Raw genomic sequence first — 17,762 nt, 5'->3', positions numbered from 1 at the left:
TTGTTTTATGATGTTTGCCCTAACCATAACAATTTTATTTTGAGCTGACTATATTAGACTCCGTACTTATGAGCAGGTTCTTTCCTTATCCCAAATTTCACATTTGCTAGTAGTAACCCCGACAATATCAATATCATTGCCAGCATTTTCCACCACGTTACAACTTCGCCCGTAAGCACTACGGACGTTGTCATACCGAATACCGGCACTAATAGAGCAAACGGCATAACCTTGGAGGCAGTGTTTTGACTGAGTAGATGTGCCCAGAGTCCAAAACCCACTAAGGTTGAGATATACACGATAAACCCAAGTGATAGCCAAGATTTGAGCGATGCATCCGTAAATGTCGCCAGCTGCCATGCATCAGTCTCAAACATAAGAGAAGATACAGTTAAGATCGCGCAGGCAATGAGACCGCCCCATGCGACCAGTGCGAGAGCAGACAAAGCAGATGTCTTGTTTTTCCCAGTGGTAAGTGAGATAGCCGCCACGCCTGTTTTTTGTTGTGCTGCTTTTAAGGTCGCTTGTGCTGAGGCTTGCTTGGATGCAATGTTACCAAAGCTCCAACCGACTGCGGCAATCAAGATGCAGACAAATCCAGCCATAGGCATATCTCCGCCGAGATTTAGCGCAATCACGCTAAGGCCTAATACTCCGACCAGCATACCGATGATTTGCATGCGACTGACAGCTTCGCCCAAGATAAAGTACGCCAACAACACAGTGATAAAAATCTGCATTTGTAGCAACAACGCCGTCAAACCCGGTGATGCACCTAGATGCATGGCCGTAAATACAAAGGCATATTGCATGACGAAGGTACCGATAGCATAGATGAGTAAGGTACGGTTAAACGTAGGTGGCTTAAGAAACAAAACCAAGGGCACTGCGGTAAAGAAAAAACGTAGGGCAGTGAGCATTAGTGGCGGGAAGCTCTCTAACCCCCACGCAATAAAGGTAAAATTCACACCCCAGATAAAGGTAACCAGTACAGCCAGTGCAGTGTATATAGGGTTCATAGTGTCAGCCTAAATAATGACGATCCATATTGAATGGCTCAACTATAGTCTAGATGACCACAACAAACCCGATACAGTTCCACTTATGGTGAACAAAGTGTATAGTCGCTTTTAGCGTGACAATTTTTTATATTCAGATTTTTATTATTAAAGATAAGTACTTTTATCATGGTCGAAAACTACAAACTCAATCCTAACTTAACAAAGACTGCTGCCGTCGCTGAATGGCTACAACAGCGCATTGATTGGCAAATTTACTTGCCCAACCAGCGTGTGCCATCGGTGCGAAAATTAGCCAAACTCATGGGTATATCGAGCTTCACCGTCGTGCAAGCTTATGAGCAACTGGTGGCAACCAATGTCTTGGTCGCCAAGCCAAGCTCAGGCTATTATGTGAATGAGCAAACAAGGCTAGTACCGCCCAACCGTGACAAAAAAGTTGCCCCCAAGCAGCCAGTCATAGACACCCGCTGGCTGGTACAGCAAGTGTCGAGCAATATTCCGCATCACCGATCCCCAGGCGTGGGCACGCTACCTAGAGACTGGATACGTAATGATAAGATGGAGTGGGCGATACGGCAGGTCACCCAGCAAGCATATAGCTTTATCTATGACTATAGCGCGGTGCAAGGCTATCTACCGCTGCGTCAGCAACTGGTGCAGCAGCTGAATGTGCTAGGTATGCAGACCTATACAGACAATGTCATCACCACCGCAGGCATATCACACGCCATCACCATGATCGCCCAGCTATTGACTGAGGTTGGTGATACGGTGGTGGTCGATGGGCCGGGCTGGTTTTGGTTATCGAGCTGTCTACAACAGCAAGGACTCAATCTCGTCGCGGTCGAGCGCGATCATCAAGGCCCCGATATTGAGCAGATGCAACAGCTGTTTGAGACCTATCATCCAAAGCTGTATTTGACTAACAGCGTGCTACACAATCCCACTTCTTATAATTTGCATCCCGCGCGGGCGCATCAAGTGCTTAATATTATTCATAAATACGATGCGTATATTTTTGAGGATGACTTATACGCCGCGTTTTTGCCGAGTGGCCAAGTCCTGCGTTATGCCAGTCTTGACCAGTTCGAGCGCGTGTTTTATGCGACAGGGTTTTCAAAGTCGATGTCGTCAGGCTGGCGCGTTGGCTTGCTGGTCTGTCCCGATAATTTCATCGATGATGTGCTGCGTATCAAAACCTTGAGTAATATGAGTACGCCAGAGTTTGGTGAGCGCGTGATTCACCACCTATGGACGCATGGTGAATACCGCAGGCAAATCAAAAAAGTCCAGCAGCAGTTATATCGTGCGCATGAGCGGATGCGCACAGCATTGCCCAAGATCGGACTTGTCTATCCTGAGCATACGCAAGCAGGCCTCTTTGTGTGGGTGGATACGTATCAAGATACCAGCCAGCTGGCACTAGATGCCTATAGCGATGGCTGGCTAGTAGCACTGGGGCATTTGTTTCATCCAGATGCCAGTGCTTCAACCTATCTGCGCCTAAATGTATCGACGAGCAGTGATGCATTTTTGGCTTGGCTGGGCAATTATTTGAATCATTGACAATAGAAACAGGCCAGCGATGTTTTTCAGCCTGCAATGTCTTTACTTACAGTGGATAATTACCACCAATAGGTTGGATACTGCCTATTCTTACCTAAGTTGTTATAAATAAGCGCTACTATCACCAAAACAATGGCACCCAGTAGCGTAGGTGTGATCAGAAAACCCCACTTTACAGCGCCTAGCATGACAATTAAAGGGTTGGAGCCAGCGGGTGGATGCGGCATTCTACACAACAGCATGAGTGCAATGGCCGTACCGACCGCCATTGCCATACTCCACCAGTGAATACCAAATAATGTCATAAATACAAGCCCTGTAAAGGTTGCGATAACATGTCCACCGATGACGTTTCTTGGCTGTGCAAAGGGGCTGGCAGGATAGGCAAAGATAAGTAAACAGCTGGCACCGAATGATCCCAAAATCATCATCACTGCTAAACTATTGCCTACCATGGCAAGGGTTGCAGTAGCAAGTGTACCGCCAAGCCACGCTATGGCAATTATGGACAACGGCACTCTTTTTGGACATTGACTGGTTTGACTCTTTAGCTTATGCCAATTAAAAAATGAATGCATACTGACTCCTATGATAAATAAACCGTTAGTAGTATTAGTAATGAGTGGCTATTGATATACTGATCAGTATATATTAATAAGTATACCGAACGGTATACTTAAGTGACAGCTTTTTTGAAAATAATAGAGGCAGGAGACAGAATCAATGGAGTTGCGAGCGCTTATTTTAAAAAAGAGCTATGATCTATTTTATAAGAATGGTTTTCACGACAGCGGCGTAGAGCTGTTAGCCAAGCAGGCAGGAACGACCAAGCGCACGTTATATGCGCATTTTGGCAACAAAGAGGGCTTGATTGAGGCGGTGCTCAACTATCGTCACCAGATGTTTATGATGCAATTAACAGATTATTGTGAGAAATGGGATGTCAAATCAGCAGAAGACGTTGCTAGAGGCTACTTGGGATTTTTGACCGACTGGAGCTCATTAGAGGGTTTTCACGGATGTATGTTTATCAATGCGTGCGCCGAATATTCAGCTGCTGAGTCTATGCCGCATCAAATCGCCAATCAACACAAAAGAAAGGTTAGACAATGGTTGTTTGCGCAGTTTGAGCGAGTAGGGGCTCATCACCCTCAGCAGAAAGCCGATACTTTATTTGTATGGGGTGAAGGCCTTATTGTAACAGCGCAAACCGACCAAAAACCACTGGCACTGAATAATGAGCTTTTTATAGACTTAATAAAATAGCTTGTCATAGGTATTGGCTGGTAGTATCGGTATCAGAACAAATGCTGCCGCCATGGCAAAGGAGGCATAATTGGACATCACCAACACTGACAATCAGTTTGAAATATACACCACCGATGATGGGCAAATGCAGATTGAGATTCGCCTAGAGCAAGAGACGCTGTGGCTGTCGCAAGCGCAAATGGCAACCTTGTTTGACAAAGATTCAGATACTATAGGACTGCACCTAAAAAACATTTACAAAGAAGGCGAATTAGATCAAATAGCAACTACCGAGGAATCCTCGGTAGTTCGCCAAGAAGGATCGCGCCAAGTACGCCGTAAGATTCGTTTTTATAATCTAGATGCCATTATTTCGGTGGGTTATCGGGTCAATTCCAGAAAAGGCACGCAGTTTCGGATATGGGCGACCCAGCGTTTGCGTGAGTACTTGCTACAAGGCTATGCCATCAATGAACAACGCTTTGACAAAAATGCCGCCGAGCTACAGCAAGCCCTAGCCCTCATCAAAAAAACTGCTCAAAGCCCCGAACTACACACCGATGAAGGGCGCGGACTCATTGAGATTATCAGCCGCTATACACAGACGTTTTTGTGGTTACAGCGTTATGACGAGGGTTTGCTCAATGCGCCAGTAGGACAGGCAGGCGGTATTCTGCCCAGTACAGCTGAGGCCATGGCGGCGCTCACGCATCTAAAGGCGCAGCTGATAGCACGAGGTGAGGCGACAGTATTGTTTGCCAAACCGCGCGGCGATGGCTTGGACAGTATCTTGGCGACGTTAGAGCAAACGGTGTTTGGTGAGCCAGCTTATCCGACGATTGAGAGCAAGGCGGCGCATTTACTCTATTTTATGGTCAAAAATCACGTCTTTACTGATGGTAATAAGCGCAGCGGCGCATTTTTATTTATCGACTTTTTGCATCGCAATCAGCGCCTACTTGATAGTAAGGGCGATACAGTGATTAATGATACTGGACTTGCCGCGTTAACCTTATTGGTTGCTGAGTCTGACCCCAGTCAAAAAGAAACTCTGATCAAGCTGATTATGAACATGCTGTCGTTAGAAAACTGATAACGATTATAACTATGAAGGGTTTGTTGAGGTAATGCCTGAAAAATCCGTCTGGTCACCCTTTAATAAAAGCCCCCTATCATTTGGTAGGGGGTTTTTATTAAAGGGGTTTTTCCTGCATCTTATAACTGGTGTTTCACAGCTGCTAATCGCAGTCGATATTATACTTTTTCAGAGGATTGATAACGGTGATAGTGTCTTTGGATATCGATATATTCAGCGATGCGCTTGGCGTCATGCCACACGCCCCAGATAAAGCTAGAGCCTTTGCCTGACAAATACGGCAACCCAACAAAATACAGCCCTGGCTCACTGGTGATACCTCTGTTATGTATGGGCGCGCCATTGTCTGTAAAGATATTAAAATCGAGCCAGTGGTAATCATAGCCAAAACCTGATGCCCAAATAATACTGGTGATATTGTCTTTTTCAAAATCAAGCGCTTCAATGGGCGCGGTCATACACTCAGGCATCTCCATAAATACTTTAGCCTCAGGCTCTTTGGGCAAATCCAAACCGTTATTGTCAATATATCGGTCCATTTCTTCAAGATTATCCAAGTAGCTTTCTTCAGCACTGACAATATTGTCAACCAAATCATCATTAAACGACACGGTCTTGTCGGTAAATGCCTTGGTCATGCCGACCAGCTGGATGCCTTCATGGCCCATTTTTCTAAAATCAACACTCTGTCCGCCATTCATACCGCTTACGGCAAAACCTTTAATCGGTCGTTGCGGCGGCGTGGTTTCATGCCATGTGCCCAAAACGCCCAGCCACCACACGTTGTCTCTGTCTCTGTATTTGCGCGGCGGACGCTCATGCGGGCCGACAGATAAGTATACCTTTTTACCTGTACTGTTGAGCTCTGAGGCAATTTGCACCCCTGACGAGCCAGCACCGACGATCAGTACAGCACCCTCAGGCAACTGCTCGGGATTCTTATAATGATCTGAATGTATTTGATACAGGCTGGTGTCTTGTGGGGCGATTTTGGGGATAAGGGGTTTTTGAAACGGCCCTGTGGCGACTACGATATTGTTCGCCAGCAGCGTGCCCTTGTTGGTGCTGACGCTAAAGCCTTTTTTGTGCTTGTTTTTGACGATGTTTTGTACTTCGACGCCCGTCTCAATCGGTGCGTCAATCATCTTGGCATAATTTTCAAAATACTCAGCCACCTCCCCATGCGGCACAAAGCTGTCTGGATCATGAGGGAAATCCATATTGGGGAATTTATCATGCCAGCAAGGGCCGTTGGCAACCAAGGAATCCCAACGACGCGTGCGCCATGCCTCAGCAATTCTGTCTTTTTCTAAGACGATGTGTTCAATACCGAGATGGCCCAAATGCTCACTCATCGCAATACCTGCCTGACCTGACCCCACAACCAGCGTGTCTACACTTTTATTATCGATTGCCATATGACCATTCTCTCTGCATAAAAATTAATGTGTTGAATACCCACGTTTCTGAAGATATGCCTCTCTATCTCTGTGTCTTCTATAAAGGTCATATCCACCCAAATCATAGTAGTTTTTCTGTACCAGGAATGACAATCGTATGTCCTGAATAGCTACCTCAAAAAAACCGAATCACTCTGATATGGCTGAGCCTAATCACTACAACGGAAATACTAATTTGCCTTGAATTTGATTTGCGACATACTGTTTGTAAGGCGATAGCACATCCTAGTTAAGACTGATGAGAGGTCAACCATGACAACCATAAAACATACCCGTATGCGCACCTTTAATACCCAAGAGACTTACCCTGAGCAAAATATCGACAATGATCTGTGCCAAGCGGTCGTTGCCAAAGGCAGTATCGTGTTTTTGCGTGGGCAGATCGGCCAAGACTTAGACACTAGTGAGAGCGTGTGTGTGGGTGATGTCAAAGGCCAAACCGAGCAAGCGATGCACAACATCAGTATGCTGCTCAAAGAGGCAGGCGGCGAGCTGACTGACATCTGCAAAATCACCATCTATATCATAGACCCTAGATACCGCGAGGACGTCTATCGTGTGATCGGGCGCTGGCTCAAGGGCGTTTATCCTGTATCGACAGGCATCGTGGTCTCTGCGCTGGCACGTCCTGAATGGCTGGTTGAGATCGACGCGACCGCTGTAATTTAAAACCATAATTATACTAAGGATATATAATGACATTTTCTATTATTGCGCGATGTGAAAGAACAGGGCAGCTCGGTGCAGCGATCAGCTCCTCATCACCTGCCGTGGCCTCCCGCTGTATTCGTGCCAAAGCAGGCGTTGGCGTAGTCGCCAGTCAAAACATCACTGACCCTAACTTATCGCAAATACTGATTGAAATGATGCAATACAACCTAGCCCCGATTGATGCCGGTCATGAGCTGGTCAAAAGCACTGAGTTTATTCAGTATCGGCAACTGATGGCACTTAGCGCGACCGATGTACCTTTTGTGTTTAGCGGTGAGCATACCTTAGGGACGTTCGCTACTGCGCAAGGTAAGCGTGCTGCCTGTGCTGGTAATATGCTATCTAGCACGGCTGTTCCTGAAAAGATGCTCATGACTTTTGAGCAAAGCGAAGGATCTCTTGCCAGCAGATTGCTTGAGAGCTTAGTATCAGGTTATCACGCGGGCGGTGAAGAAGGGGACGTGCACTCTGCAGGCTTGCTGGTGGTAGACAAGGCCACGTGGCCGATTGTCGATTTACGAGTAGATTGGTCAGATACGCCCATAGAAGACTTGCAGCAATTGTGGGATATCTATGAGCCGCAATTAGACGATTATATCGTCCGCGCACTAAACCCCACTATTTCACCAAGTTACGGCGTGCCTGGAGACTTATAAACCGCTATTTAATAAAAGGATCTATCGTGTTAAGTCGAATTACGTTACGCCAGATGGAATATTTCGTCACCACAGCAGATAGTGGCAGCATCATTATCGCGTCTGAAAAAATCCATATTTCATCGCCATCGATATCGGCCGCGATTGCGCATATGGAAGAAGAGCTTCATGTTCAACTATTCATTCGCCAACATGCTAAAGGTTTATTGTTGACCGAGATCGGCGAACAGGTCAAAGACGCCTGTAAAGTGATTTTGGCACAATCCTCTGATCTGTATTCAATGTCGGCTGACTTCACAGGCATTATGCGCGGCAAAATCAAAGTTGGCTGTTTTTCAGCCTTTGCGCCTTTTGTTTACGCTGAAATCATACATGGATTTGCAAATTTGTATAAGCAGGTAGATGTAGAAGCGGTGATTGACGATCATCACAATTTAACGCAAGAGCTCACAAAAAACACTTTAGATCTGGCTTTACTGTACGACTTACATATCGATGAGAACGTCATCAATTTTACACCGCTGGCTGACTTACCGCCGTACGTTTTATTGTCTGAGACGCACCCGCTGGCCAAGCACAAGGCGGTGACGTTAGAAGAGTTGGCCGAATATCCAATGATCCTGCTCGATATGCCCTACAGTAATGACTACTTCCTATCTTTGTTTCGCAAAAACAACCTCAAGCCCAACATTATCGACACCTGTAAATATGTTGATGTGATTCGCTCGATGGTGGGTAACAACATTGGCTACACCATCTTAAATGTTCGCCCAAAGAGCAACTTATCTAACGATGGTAAAAAGTTGGTCATGGTTAGAATATCTGGTGATATGAGGCCCATGAAAATCGGCATCGCCACGCCCAAAAACGCCACTCTGACCAATGTCCAACAGGCATTTTCAAGTCGCTGCCAAGCTTTTATTTCCAACCAATACATACCTGGCATGAGTGTCTCATATTTCTCCGAAGCACATATCAAAAACCAAAAAGAATAAGGAAGGCAAATGCAACATCACTCAGAATGCCTAGCCGTATTAGAACGGCTCATCTCTTTTGATACCACCTCTTATAAGAGTAATTTACCACTGATTGACTACGTCAAACACTATTTAGATCATAAGAATATCGACATCACTATCGATTATAACGACGCGCAGAACAAAGCCAATCTATTCATTAGCACAGGCCCTAAAGACAGCGCTGGCGTGTTGTTGTCAGGCCATACCGATGTGGTACCTGTTGATGGTCAAGACTGGGACACTAACCCTTTTGAGGCCGTCATAAAAAATAACAATGTTTATGGTCGTGGCAGCGCCGATATGAAAGGGTTTATTGCCTGCGCGCTAGTCATAATGAAAAGGGCCGCGGACATGCCCTTAACTTATCCGCTGCATCTGTGCCTATCCTATGACGAAGAGATCGGCTGCGTGGGTGTCAGGCACATCCTAACGCAACTGAGCAGCTTAATTATCCCGCCTAGAGTGGTGATTATAGGGGAGCCGACCTTGATGGATGTGGCTACCAGTCATAAAGGCAAAGCCGTGTTTCAAGTGCAGTTTTATGGCACAGAAGGACACTCCGCTCTTGCGCCAAATTATACCAATGCCATTCACGCGGCCAGTGCCTTTGTACAAAGCTTGATTGACAGTCAGCAAGTGGTTGCCAAAGAAGGACATCTGGATACGGGGTATGACATTCCTTACTCCACCATTCATGTAGGCAAGATTCACGGCGGTACCGCGTTAAATGTCGTACCCAATCTGTGTCAATTAGATTATGAAATTCGCAATGTCGCAGAAGACAGTATTGCCGCGATTCAAACACAGATCTTAAAGGATTTTGCGGCAAAAGATGCCAGCTATCGTTATGAGCTGCAAGACATCAATCAGTATCCTGGGCTAATGACCAACCAAACGCAGCCAGAATTAAAAAGTATCCAAGCGTTATTGCCACAGTCCAACATCACCAAACTCTCTTTTGGTACAGAGGCAGGCTTGTTCCAACAATGTTTTGACTCTCCCATTTTGGTCTGTGGCCCAGGCTCTATCGAGGTTGCTCACAAACCCAATGAATACATTGCTATTAGTCAATTAAACGCTTGCAGTCACTTTTTAGACAAGCTTGTTGCGACGTTGTTATAGCTTCACTCCTTAACGAATTTTAGAGGACAGATCATGCAATTTGATTGGGCATATACTTTTAGCTTGCTAAAAGACACAAACTTCTGGCAAGCCACCTTGACCGTGATTGAGCTTAGCGTATTAGTATGGATTTTGGGTATCGTCCTAGGTTTTGTGATGGCACTGGGCAAAAAATCTAAACTCAAACCTGTTTCGTTATTAAGCCGCGCTTATATCTGGTTATTCCGCAGTATTCCTTTGTTGGTACTTTTGATCTTCATTTACAGTATGCCGCAGGTGTTTCCACAAACCAGCGTGATCTTATCTTCGTCGTTCATGTCTGGCCTGATTGCCTTAACGTTATGTGAGACCGCCTATATTGCTGAGATTCATCGCGGTGGTCTCAACTCAGTTCATCAAGCTCAGATAGAGGCGGGCAAGGCCTTGGGTATCAAGCCGATGGGTATTCAACGACTGATTGTAGTGCCGCAAGCGTTAAGAATCGCCTTACCTACATTGAGCAACGAGTTTGTCGTTATCGTCAAACTCACCTCACTGGTATCGGTTATTTCTCTGACAGAAATTCTACTGGTTGGACAGCGTTTGTATGCACAGAACTTCTTGGTGCTTGAAACCATGTTGGCGGTCGCGTTTTACTACATCTTGATTGTCACTGTTTTTGGCTTCTTGATTCAACGCTTTGAAAAATTTATCGATATTACGCAAAAGAAGCCCGGTATTTTGAAAGAAGGTGAGTTGGTTGGTAATATCAGTAGCAATAAATCATTGAATAATTACAAAGAAATAAACCAAGAACGCAAAGGTGATTATGCACTGGAAGCCATTAATATTCACAAATCCTATGGCGAGCACCATGTACTAAAGGGTATTGACCTTAACGTGAAATGGGGCGAGGTGGTGTCTATTATTGGCCCATCAGGCTCAGGGAAAACTACTTTTATTCGTACGTTAAATAGCTTGGAGACACTTAATAAAGGCACGGTTAATTTGATGGGTAATCCTTTTCTAAAAGATACTGTTCTGACCGATAAATCTAAGCCCTTTAAAGAGCAAATTATAAATATCGGTATGGTGTTTCAGAATTTTAATTTATTCCCGCATAAGACTGTTTTAGAAAATATCATGCTGGCACCTCAGTACCATAAGGTATATGACAAAGGCATCAATCAGCTGACCGCAATTGCGATGCTCGACAAAGTCGGTATGAAGGCCCATGCAAAAAAATACCCGCATCAGCTCTCAGGCGGACAACAGCAGCGGGTAGCGATTGCCCGTGCGCTCGCGATGGAACCTTCTATTATCTTATTTGATGAACCAACGTCTGCCTTAGATCCTGAGCTGGTCAGTGAAGTATTAAAAGTAATGGAACAGCTTGCCAAAGAAGGCTTGACCATGATTATTGTCACCCACGAAATGAGCTTTGCTTTTGATATTTCCGACCGTGTCATCTTTATGGAAGGTGGTCATATTGTTGAGCAAGGATCACCTGAGGTACTGAGAAACAGTACCAACGAGCGCTTTAATCAGTTTGTACAAAATATTAATTAAAAGTAATGGCTCGTTTTCATAGATCAGTTTTTATATCAATCAGAGTCGCCAAAAAAGCCCTTATATGATCGTATATAAGGGCTTTTTCTTTAGTATTGCATTTTTTTATATCAGACAAGTATGGATAGGCTGGACAAACAAAGTTTTTACTAAAAAAATTATTCAATAAAATCAGGTTCTTGTATCAGCAGTAACCTTTTAATCTCTTCTAAATGTGCTTCGCTAAAGTCCTCTATAGACTCCCAATCTTGAGCCGTCTTTTCTGCGACGTCATCAGGGATGAGGCGCAATGGCTGATTGGTCGCATAGGCGGTTGTGAGCACTTGGCAGGCGCGCTCAATGGTATACATGTCATCAAATGCCACACCGATGCTGTGCGAGCCGATAAGTACCCCGTGATTGCCCATCATCAGACGACTATGCTCGCCTAATAAGCTGGCGAGTCGTTTGCCTTCCGCATTGCTATCAGCCATACCTTGATAACAATCATCGTAGCTCACACGATTAAAATAGCGCGCCGTGTTTTGATCAATCGGTTTAATGGTCGGATCTTTTAGCGTTGAGATGGTAGTCGTATAAATCGGATGCAAATGCAGCACGCATTTGATATCTGGTCTTAATAGATGGATTTGACTGTGTATAGCCCACGCGGTTGGGTCAATTTTTGCCAATAACTCATTATCAGGATTATTGGTATCTAACAAGATTAAATCACTCGCTTTAATGGTCGAAAAGTGTTGCCATTTTGGATTGATCAGAAATTGACTACCATCTTCAGATACCGACGCACTGAAATGGTTGGCGACTGCCTCATGCATGTTCAGACGTGCAAACCAACGAAAACAAGCGGCAAGGTCAATGCGTGCCTGTTCTTCGCTTTTAAGATTGTTGTTTTTAAAGTCATTCATAAATCACCTCTGTATGTAAAATTATTACTATACAGAGTGCATTGAAAACAAAGCGATTTTTTTAAATAGGATTTGCAGTAGTAGTGGGTAGGTTTTTCAAAATTGCTTTTAATAGGTCGTCTTTAGTATAACTGAGTTAAGCGATAAAGATGTTACCAACACATTTAATACGGTTGTTTAAATTCATTAACCCACTAGGAATGACTACGATGAAGCCATTAAAAATGATATTACTTTCTGCCGCTGCAGGCTTAGTATTAAATGCCTGTTCGAGTGAAGCACCTACCAGTAGTCAAGAAAGCAGCGCCACTGCTACTGAGAGCGCAGGTGCTGATAAACGAGTACTAACCATAGGCTCTGATATGACCTTTCCGCCTTATGAGTATCTGGACGAGCAGGGCAATCCGGGCGGGGTAGATGTGGAGATTATGGCCAAAGTAGCGGAGCTTAATGGTGATATCACACCCAAATGGGAAGATACCAGATTTGCAAACCTCATTCCTGGGCTAAAAGGGGACAAGTTTGATGTGCTGTATTCAGCAATGTACATCACTAAAGATCGCTTAGCGCAGATTGATATGATTCCTTATTACAAGACCGACATCTCATTGCTGGTGCGTGGTGACTCAGACCTTGCACCTCAAGGGGCAGATGACTTATGTGGTCAAAAGGTTGGTGCGATGAAAGGCACAGAATTTGTCAATCAATTAGGAAAAATATCCGCCAAATGCGTGGAACAAAACCAAGGCGCTATCGAAATTCGTGAATACGAAACCTCACCGCAAACCTCTCAAGCATTGCTCTCTAGAGCTGTAGATATTCAATATGATGATGCTGCCGTCATGAAAGCCGCGGAAATGAAACTTAGCGATCGCGTGAAAATCACTTCAACACAAGAGCTATATCCTATTGTCGGCGGGATTAGTGTGAAAAAAGGTGATACTGAAACTTATCAAATCATCTCAGACGGTATCGAGCAAATGAAAGCCTCTGGCGACTTAGAAAAAATCCTGAGCGTTTATGGCCTAACCGTACCGAGCCAAGCTGATATCGACAAGGTTATGAACTGATAGCCAAACCGTCATGGTCAAACAAGAAATAAGAAGGGAAGGGGCGGCATATGTTAACCAACGAACAAATCCAGCAGTATCATAATGATGGCTATTTGGTGGTCGACAATGCCATTGATCCCAAAGCGCTCACTGAATTACTAAAGCAAATACAGGCTTGGGTGGATGATAGTAAATGTCACAGCGAAGCATGGGGGTCAACATTAGATGGTAGAGCAAGGTTTGATATCGATCCAAAAGATCACAGTGCTAAAAACCCCTCTCTACGCCGTGTTACATCACCGACAGAAATATCTGAGTCCTTTGCAGATATAGCACTTAAATCCAATATGTCAGAAATGGCAAGCGACTTGATAGGCGGTAATGGCACATGCTTTCACCATAGTAAAATCAATGCCAAGTTGCCCAATACGTCGACTACCGTCAAATGGCATCAAGACTTTCCATTTACGCCGCACACCAACGATGACATGCTGACGGCACTACTAATGATCGGTGAGGTTACGATGGAAAACGGACCACTACTGGTGGTGCCCAGTAGTCATAAAGAAGATCTGTTTTCCCATTGGGAAAATGGGAAGTTTGTCGGTAAAGTAAGTGATGACATAGAAGCGGAAAAGTGCCAACAGTTTGTACCCTGTATCGGTAAGCCAGGTTCTATCTGCTTTATGCATAGCAGGTTGCTGCATTCATCAGGGCCGAACAAAAGTGATTTGCCCAGATATTTATTCATCTCCGTCTATAAGGCAGAGGATGCACATGCGCTATCCCCAAACCCGTTACCCAGTAAGCATGAGGGCGCTTTGGTAAAAGGAGCGATAAGCGGCAATGTTAGATTGACTCCCAACCTTGTACAGCTGCCAGAGATACCTAAGGGTGCATCGTTTTTCACTCAGCAAGAAATGGCAACGATAGGTTAACTGCGGATTAGCACGATTGTATTGGCTTTATTTTATGGTTCGTATCACCGTATAGAAAGACAGATACTAAGGATAGTGTCTGTCTTTCTATACGGTGATTGTTTATATGGAGCAGTCCTAGATAGGATATTTTTAAATTCTAATAGCTGATAACTTAATCAAATAAGAATTTATTTATGCTGTGATAGTATCGTGGGTTCCATAAATAGATTACTCGAGATTGCTTATTTAACTTATGGCTACCTAAATTTAGGTTCATAGTTTAAAAAAGATGATTGTCTAGTAAAAACAATAGCCTATAGTTAATAGAAAAATAAATGGTTCATGAACCTTAATATGTGACATAACCTGAGTACAACAACCTTTATTTAAACTGTTGGGAATCTCAACTGAGACACCTATGAGCTATGCAAAAGAAACCGTATAAGTAAATTTGGTAAAATAAGAATATTAACAGAAGCTTATCATGACTAAGAAAATCAGAATATACAATGCAGATTTAAAGGCTGAATCTGTCAAAAAAATATCATGCAACAGTAATGTTTTCAGCGTCTGCAAAGTAGATAAGTCTAGCCGTGCAGACATTATCTAACTGACCAAAAAAGCAGTGATCGATGTCCATTTGAAACTGGGAGTCTGCCTTAAATAGGTTTATCAGAGAGCATCCTATATTCTGTGTAACAGCTATGTGGCTTTCATCAATAATTACACAAAATGTAGGATGCTCTCAGCTTTTCATGCTACCAGCCATCTGCTGGGCCAGTTTTTTAATGTCGTTTTGGTTTGTCATTGCTTATTCTCCTGTTGGTGGATTATAAGCAGTTACACAAAGTTTGGGAAACTCCCCGCTGAAAGACATCAACCGCCATTGCTGATTATATCTGGGGATATTATCAGACCGTCAGACCGCATCGTTTTAATAATTATTTGTCACCGCTAGAAAAAGAGAAGCGATACTTTAACCAAAACCTCTTATCAGTTGTCCTAAATTAGTTGACCACTACAGGTAATCCCCCCCCCAATAAACCTAGCCAAACTGAAAGCCTGATATCTCAGTTTTCATAATTTGTTGTGAGTATATTTTTTCGCCCTTATCTGTTCCTGCTGCGCCTGCAATAACCATTAAAGGTAACAAATGCTCTTCTGCGCCTAACAGATGAGAATCCAATGCATGAGGTGCTTGCGACCAGTCAGAAAGCGCCGCAAAGCGCTCATCTGAATCTGCTGCAACTGTTGTTGTCAGCCACTCGTCAAATATCTCTGATGGTGCCGTAAATTTGGTATCACCATAGCCGCGCATATTATGAAAGCTCATGCCACTGCCAACGATCAACACGCCTTCTTCACGTAATGATGCAATCGCTTGACCTGCTTTTATATGCGCTTTTGGGTCTAGATCATTGCGTAGGGACAGCTGCACCACTGGAATATCCACATCAGGGAACATCAGCTTTAAGGGAATAAACACCCCATGATCAAAACCCCTAGAATGGTCCTGCCTATTGCTTAAACCGGCATCGGTAAGCAACTGACCAATCCGCTCAGCCAATACTGGTGCACCAAGTGCGGGATAAATCAGCTGATAAGTATGCTCAGGGAAGCCGTAGTAATCATAAATCAGCTCAGGTTGCTTGCTGGCCGTTATACTAAACTCCCGCGTTTGCCAATGGGCGCTGATAATCAAAATAGCTTTGGGACGCTCTGACAAACGATTTGAGATACTGATTAAAAAGTCAGCCATTTGATCCCAAGTGTCCGCTGGCTGCCAATCCATAAAGAAGCAAGGCCCGGCACCATGAGGTATAAAAAATACTGGCTGCTTTACTGTGGTTGATTGAAGATTCATGAGCACCATCCCTTTATTTTTATTAAATACTATAAGGACCCATAGGCACGATTCCATTGGGATTCAACGCTTTTATAGAGTAATAGCCTGCTTTGATATGTTGTAAGCTTATCGTCTCTTTGACCCCATCAAGCGCTAGGATTCGTAGCATATAAGCATGGAGCGAAATCATGTCTTTGATCAAGTTACGGTTGCATTTAAATAATCCATGATAAGCGGCATCGAAACGTACTAAAGTCACAAATAGGCGAATATCTGTTTCCGTCAGCTGCTCGCCAAACAGATAGTGGCGACCATCGCTCAGACGCGCCTCAAGCATATCTAAGGTGTCAAATACTTGCTGATAAGCTTCTTCATAAGCCACTTGTGTTGTTGCAAACCCTGCTTTGTATACTCCGTTATTCAGATTGCCGTATATAGTCGAATTTAAGGCTTCGATATCATTAGCAAGCTCTTTTGGGAACAAATCAACGTCATTTGGCACGAGTTCTGCAAAAGCAGTGTTGAGCATACGCAAGATATCAGCGGACTCATTATTAACGATGGTGTTGGTTTTTTTATCCCATAATACTGGGACGGTTGCTCGCCCAGTAAAATTAGGGTCTGCTTTGGTGTACAGTTGATGAGCAAATTGGGCATGATTAATAGGATCACTTTCAGCGCCGTCAAAGCCACCAAACTGCCAGCCTTGATTGCCAAGCTGCGGATTGACCACGGTAATATCGATCATATCTTGCAGACCTTTTAGTTCGCGTGCCATTAAGGTGCGTGAGGCCCAAGGGCAGATTAATGCTACGTATAAATGATAGCGACCTTTTTCTGCTTTAAAGCCACCAATACCAGTCGGACCTGGTTGTCCATCGGCGGTAATCCAATTACGAAATGATGAGGTCTGACGGATAAAACGCCCTTGCTCGTCTTCTGCTTGTACCGGTTGCCAGTTTTCAGTCCAGTTGCCATTGATTAACATTGATGCTTACTCCCAGTTATTAAATAGTCATTAAATTTTAGTTTATAGTTAATGGTTATTAGACACGCCCTAGCTTTTCTGACAACGCCTTATCCATACTAAGATAACCGCCGCCTTGTACTGCTAAAGCAATCAAAGCCACCATCAGAACCAAGGCATACTCATAACCACCGTCAGAGGCGAACAAGCCATTGCCGATGTGAACAGAGAAGATAGCGACTAGCATAGTGAATGCAGCGACCATTGCAGCTGGTCGAGTTAGCAACCCTAATACTAAGGCAAGACCACCAAAGAACTCCGCACTCCCTGCCAATATAGCCATCAAATATCCAGGTTCCATACCCAAGCTAGCTAACCATTGAGCAGTTCCTGCCAAGCCGTTGCCATTGAACCAGCCAAATAATTTTTGAGCACCATGTGCTGCCAAAATCAAACCTACTGGTACACGTAGAATTAGTGCAGCAGTACCAACTTTAGATAGCAAAATTTTATTTATCATTGATGTTTTCATTTACGATTACCTCATTATTTATTTTAAAAGTTGTTTAGGGTGTGTATAGAATTCAAATCAGGGGCAACCAGATAAAGACACAAGCGAGC

The 17,762-nt window shown here is 44.1% G+C and carries 17 protein-coding genes; 10 read left to right on the top strand and 7 right to left on the bottom strand.

Annotation, left to right across the window (positions count from 1 at the left end; translation table 11 throughout):
* Positions 1-53: 53 nt before the first annotated feature.
* Positions 54-1,019 carry an EamA family transporter gene (locus tag L0G63_RS10630; RefSeq protein ID WP_301450624.1) on the bottom strand — a complete coding sequence of 322 codons (966 nt, stop codon included), beginning with the start codon at positions 1,017-1,019 and terminating at the stop codon, positions 54-56.
* A gap of 168 nt (positions 1,020-1,187) precedes the next feature.
* On the opposite strand from L0G63_RS10630, the gene L0G63_RS10625 reads away from it, so the two are divergent.
* Complete coding sequence (locus tag L0G63_RS10625; protein ID WP_301450623.1) at positions 1,188-2,588, top strand: PLP-dependent aminotransferase family protein; 1,401 nt, start codon at positions 1,188-1,190, stop codon at positions 2,586-2,588.
* Positions 2,589-2,647: 59 nt separating this feature from the next.
* On the opposite strand, the gene L0G63_RS10620 is transcribed toward L0G63_RS10625, so the two are convergent.
* Complete coding sequence (locus tag L0G63_RS10620) at positions 2,648-3,166, bottom strand: HPP family protein (RefSeq protein ID WP_301450622.1); 519 nt, start codon at positions 3,164-3,166, stop codon at positions 2,648-2,650.
* 145 nt (positions 3,167-3,311) lie between these two features.
* On the opposite strand from L0G63_RS10620, the gene L0G63_RS10615 reads away from it, so the two are divergent.
* Both L0G63_RS10615 and rhuM read left to right on the top strand, forming a co-directional pair.
* Complete coding sequence (locus L0G63_RS10615; RefSeq protein ID WP_301450621.1) at positions 3,312-3,854, top strand: TetR/AcrR family transcriptional regulator; 543 nt, start codon at positions 3,312-3,314, stop codon at positions 3,852-3,854.
* Between the two features lie 70 nt (positions 3,855-3,924).
* Positions 3,925-4,929, top strand: a complete 1,005-nt coding sequence (gene rhuM, locus L0G63_RS10610) for a RhuM family protein (RefSeq protein WP_301450620.1) — start codon at positions 3,925-3,927, stop codon at positions 4,927-4,929.
* Between the two features lie 161 nt (positions 4,930-5,090).
* Here rhuM and L0G63_RS10605 read toward each other — a convergent pair whose 3' ends face one another.
* Entirely contained in the window at positions 5,091-6,350 is a 1,260-nt protein-coding gene (locus L0G63_RS10605) for an NAD(P)/FAD-dependent oxidoreductase (protein ID WP_301450619.1), read from the bottom strand.
* 303 nt (positions 6,351-6,653) lie between these two features.
* On the opposite strand from L0G63_RS10605, the gene L0G63_RS10600 reads away from it, so the two are divergent.
* Genes L0G63_RS10600 through L0G63_RS10580 form a run of 5 tightly spaced genes read left to right on the top strand, consistent with a single transcriptional unit; the run spans position 6,654 to position 11,448 of the window.
* Positions 6,654-7,061, top strand: coding sequence for a RidA family protein (locus L0G63_RS10600; protein ID WP_301450625.1), 408 nt, complete (start codon positions 6,654-6,656; stop codon positions 7,059-7,061).
* 26 nt (positions 7,062-7,087) lie between these two features.
* Positions 7,088-7,759 (top strand): DUF1028 domain-containing protein, encoded by a 672-nt coding sequence (locus tag L0G63_RS10595; protein ID WP_068407024.1) that lies wholly within the window; start codon positions 7,088-7,090, stop codon positions 7,757-7,759.
* A 26-nt stretch (positions 7,760-7,785) separates the two neighbouring features.
* A complete protein-coding gene (locus L0G63_RS10590; protein ID WP_068407021.1) occupies positions 7,786-8,754 on the top strand; it encodes a LysR family transcriptional regulator in 969 nt (322 codons plus the stop codon).
* A gap of 9 nt (positions 8,755-8,763) precedes the next feature.
* Complete coding sequence (gene argE / locus L0G63_RS10585) at positions 8,764-9,900, top strand: acetylornithine deacetylase (protein ID WP_301450618.1); 1,137 nt, start codon at positions 8,764-8,766, stop codon at positions 9,898-9,900.
* Between the two features lie 33 nt (positions 9,901-9,933).
* Complete coding sequence (locus tag L0G63_RS10580) at positions 9,934-11,448, top strand: amino acid ABC transporter permease/ATP-binding protein (RefSeq protein ID WP_131397487.1); 1,515 nt, start codon at positions 9,934-9,936, stop codon at positions 11,446-11,448.
* A gap of 158 nt (positions 11,449-11,606) precedes the next feature.
* Here the strand turns inward: L0G63_RS10580 and L0G63_RS10575 are convergent, their stop codons facing one another.
* The gene (locus L0G63_RS10575; RefSeq protein WP_087813574.1) at positions 11,607-12,356 is read right to left on the bottom strand and encodes a class II aldolase and adducin N-terminal domain-containing protein; all 750 of its coding nucleotides are present in this window, start codon (positions 12,354-12,356) and stop codon (positions 11,607-11,609) included.
* 209 nt (positions 12,357-12,565) lie between these two features.
* On the opposite strand from L0G63_RS10575, the gene L0G63_RS10570 reads away from it, so the two are divergent.
* Positions 12,566-13,426 (top strand): transporter substrate-binding domain-containing protein, encoded by an 861-nt coding sequence (locus tag L0G63_RS10570; protein ID WP_301450617.1) that lies wholly within the window; start codon positions 12,566-12,568, stop codon positions 13,424-13,426.
* 50 nt (positions 13,427-13,476) lie between these two features.
* Positions 13,477-14,346, top strand: coding sequence for a phytanoyl-CoA dioxygenase family protein (locus L0G63_RS10565; RefSeq protein ID WP_301450616.1), 870 nt, complete (start codon positions 13,477-13,479; stop codon positions 14,344-14,346).
* 1,027 nt (positions 14,347-15,373) lie between these two features.
* Here the strand turns inward: L0G63_RS10565 and L0G63_RS10560 are convergent.
* The 3 genes from L0G63_RS10560 to L0G63_RS10550 are packed head-to-tail and all read right to left on the bottom strand — an operon-like array spanning position 15,374 to position 17,673.
* A complete protein-coding gene (locus tag L0G63_RS10560) occupies positions 15,374-16,192 on the bottom strand; it encodes a class III extradiol ring-cleavage dioxygenase (protein ID WP_087815445.1) in 819 nt (272 codons plus the stop codon).
* A 22-nt stretch (positions 16,193-16,214) separates the two neighbouring features.
* On the bottom strand, positions 16,215-17,162 hold the full coding sequence (locus L0G63_RS10555) for a glutathione S-transferase family protein (RefSeq protein WP_191689815.1): 948 nt from the start codon (positions 17,160-17,162) through the stop codon (positions 16,215-16,217).
* Positions 17,163-17,220: 58 nt separating this feature from the next.
* Entirely contained in the window at positions 17,221-17,673 is a 453-nt protein-coding gene (locus L0G63_RS10550) for a DoxX family protein (protein ID WP_367618362.1), read from the bottom strand.
* Positions 17,674-17,762 lie beyond the last annotated feature (89 nt).

It is taken from the genome of Psychrobacter sp., from assembly GCF_030454045.1.
Lineage (GTDB): Bacteria > Pseudomonadota > Gammaproteobacteria > Pseudomonadales > Moraxellaceae > Psychrobacter.
This window is presented reverse-complemented; position numbering and strand designations above follow the sequence as displayed.

What these genes read in the sequence shown, in the direction of transcription:
- L0G63_RS10630 (WP_301450624.1), bottom strand. Translation starts at nt 1,019, where the DNA reads ATGAACCCTATATACACTGCACTGGCTGTACTGGTTACCTTTATCTGG.
- L0G63_RS10625 (WP_301450623.1), top strand. Translation starts at nt 1,188, where the DNA reads ATGGTCGAAAACTACAAACTCAATCCTAACTTAACAAAGACTGCTGCC.
- L0G63_RS10620 (WP_301450622.1), bottom strand. Translation starts at nt 3,166, where the DNA reads ATGCATTCATTTTTTAATTGGCATAAGCTAAAGAGTCAAACCAGTCAA.
- L0G63_RS10615 (WP_301450621.1), top strand. Translation starts at nt 3,312, where the DNA reads ATGGAGTTGCGAGCGCTTATTTTAAAAAAGAGCTATGATCTATTTTAT.
- L0G63_RS10605 (WP_301450619.1), bottom strand. Translation starts at nt 6,350, where the DNA reads ATGGCAATCGATAATAAAAGTGTAGACACGCTGGTTGTGGGGTCAGGT.
- L0G63_RS10595 (WP_068407024.1), top strand. Translation starts at nt 7,088, where the DNA reads ATGACATTTTCTATTATTGCGCGATGTGAAAGAACAGGGCAGCTCGGT.
- argE (WP_301450618.1), top strand. Translation starts at nt 8,764, where the DNA reads ATGCAACATCACTCAGAATGCCTAGCCGTATTAGAACGGCTCATCTCT.
- L0G63_RS10580 (WP_131397487.1), top strand. Translation starts at nt 9,934, where the DNA reads ATGCAATTTGATTGGGCATATACTTTTAGCTTGCTAAAAGACACAAAC.
- L0G63_RS10575 (WP_087813574.1), bottom strand. Translation starts at nt 12,356, where the DNA reads ATGAATGACTTTAAAAACAACAATCTTAAAAGCGAAGAACAGGCACGC.
- L0G63_RS10570 (WP_301450617.1), top strand. Translation starts at nt 12,566, where the DNA reads ATGAAGCCATTAAAAATGATATTACTTTCTGCCGCTGCAGGCTTAGTA.
- L0G63_RS10565 (WP_301450616.1), top strand. Translation starts at nt 13,477, where the DNA reads ATGTTAACCAACGAACAAATCCAGCAGTATCATAATGATGGCTATTTG.
- L0G63_RS10560 (WP_087815445.1), bottom strand. Translation starts at nt 16,192, where the DNA reads ATGAATCTTCAATCAACCACAGTAAAGCAGCCAGTATTTTTTATACCT.
- L0G63_RS10555 (WP_191689815.1), bottom strand. Translation starts at nt 17,162, where the DNA reads ATGTTAATCAATGGCAACTGGACTGAAAACTGGCAACCGGTACAAGCA.
- L0G63_RS10550 (WP_367618362.1), bottom strand. Translation starts at nt 17,673, where the DNA reads ATGAAAACATCAATGATAAATAAAATTTTGCTATCTAAAGTTGGTACT.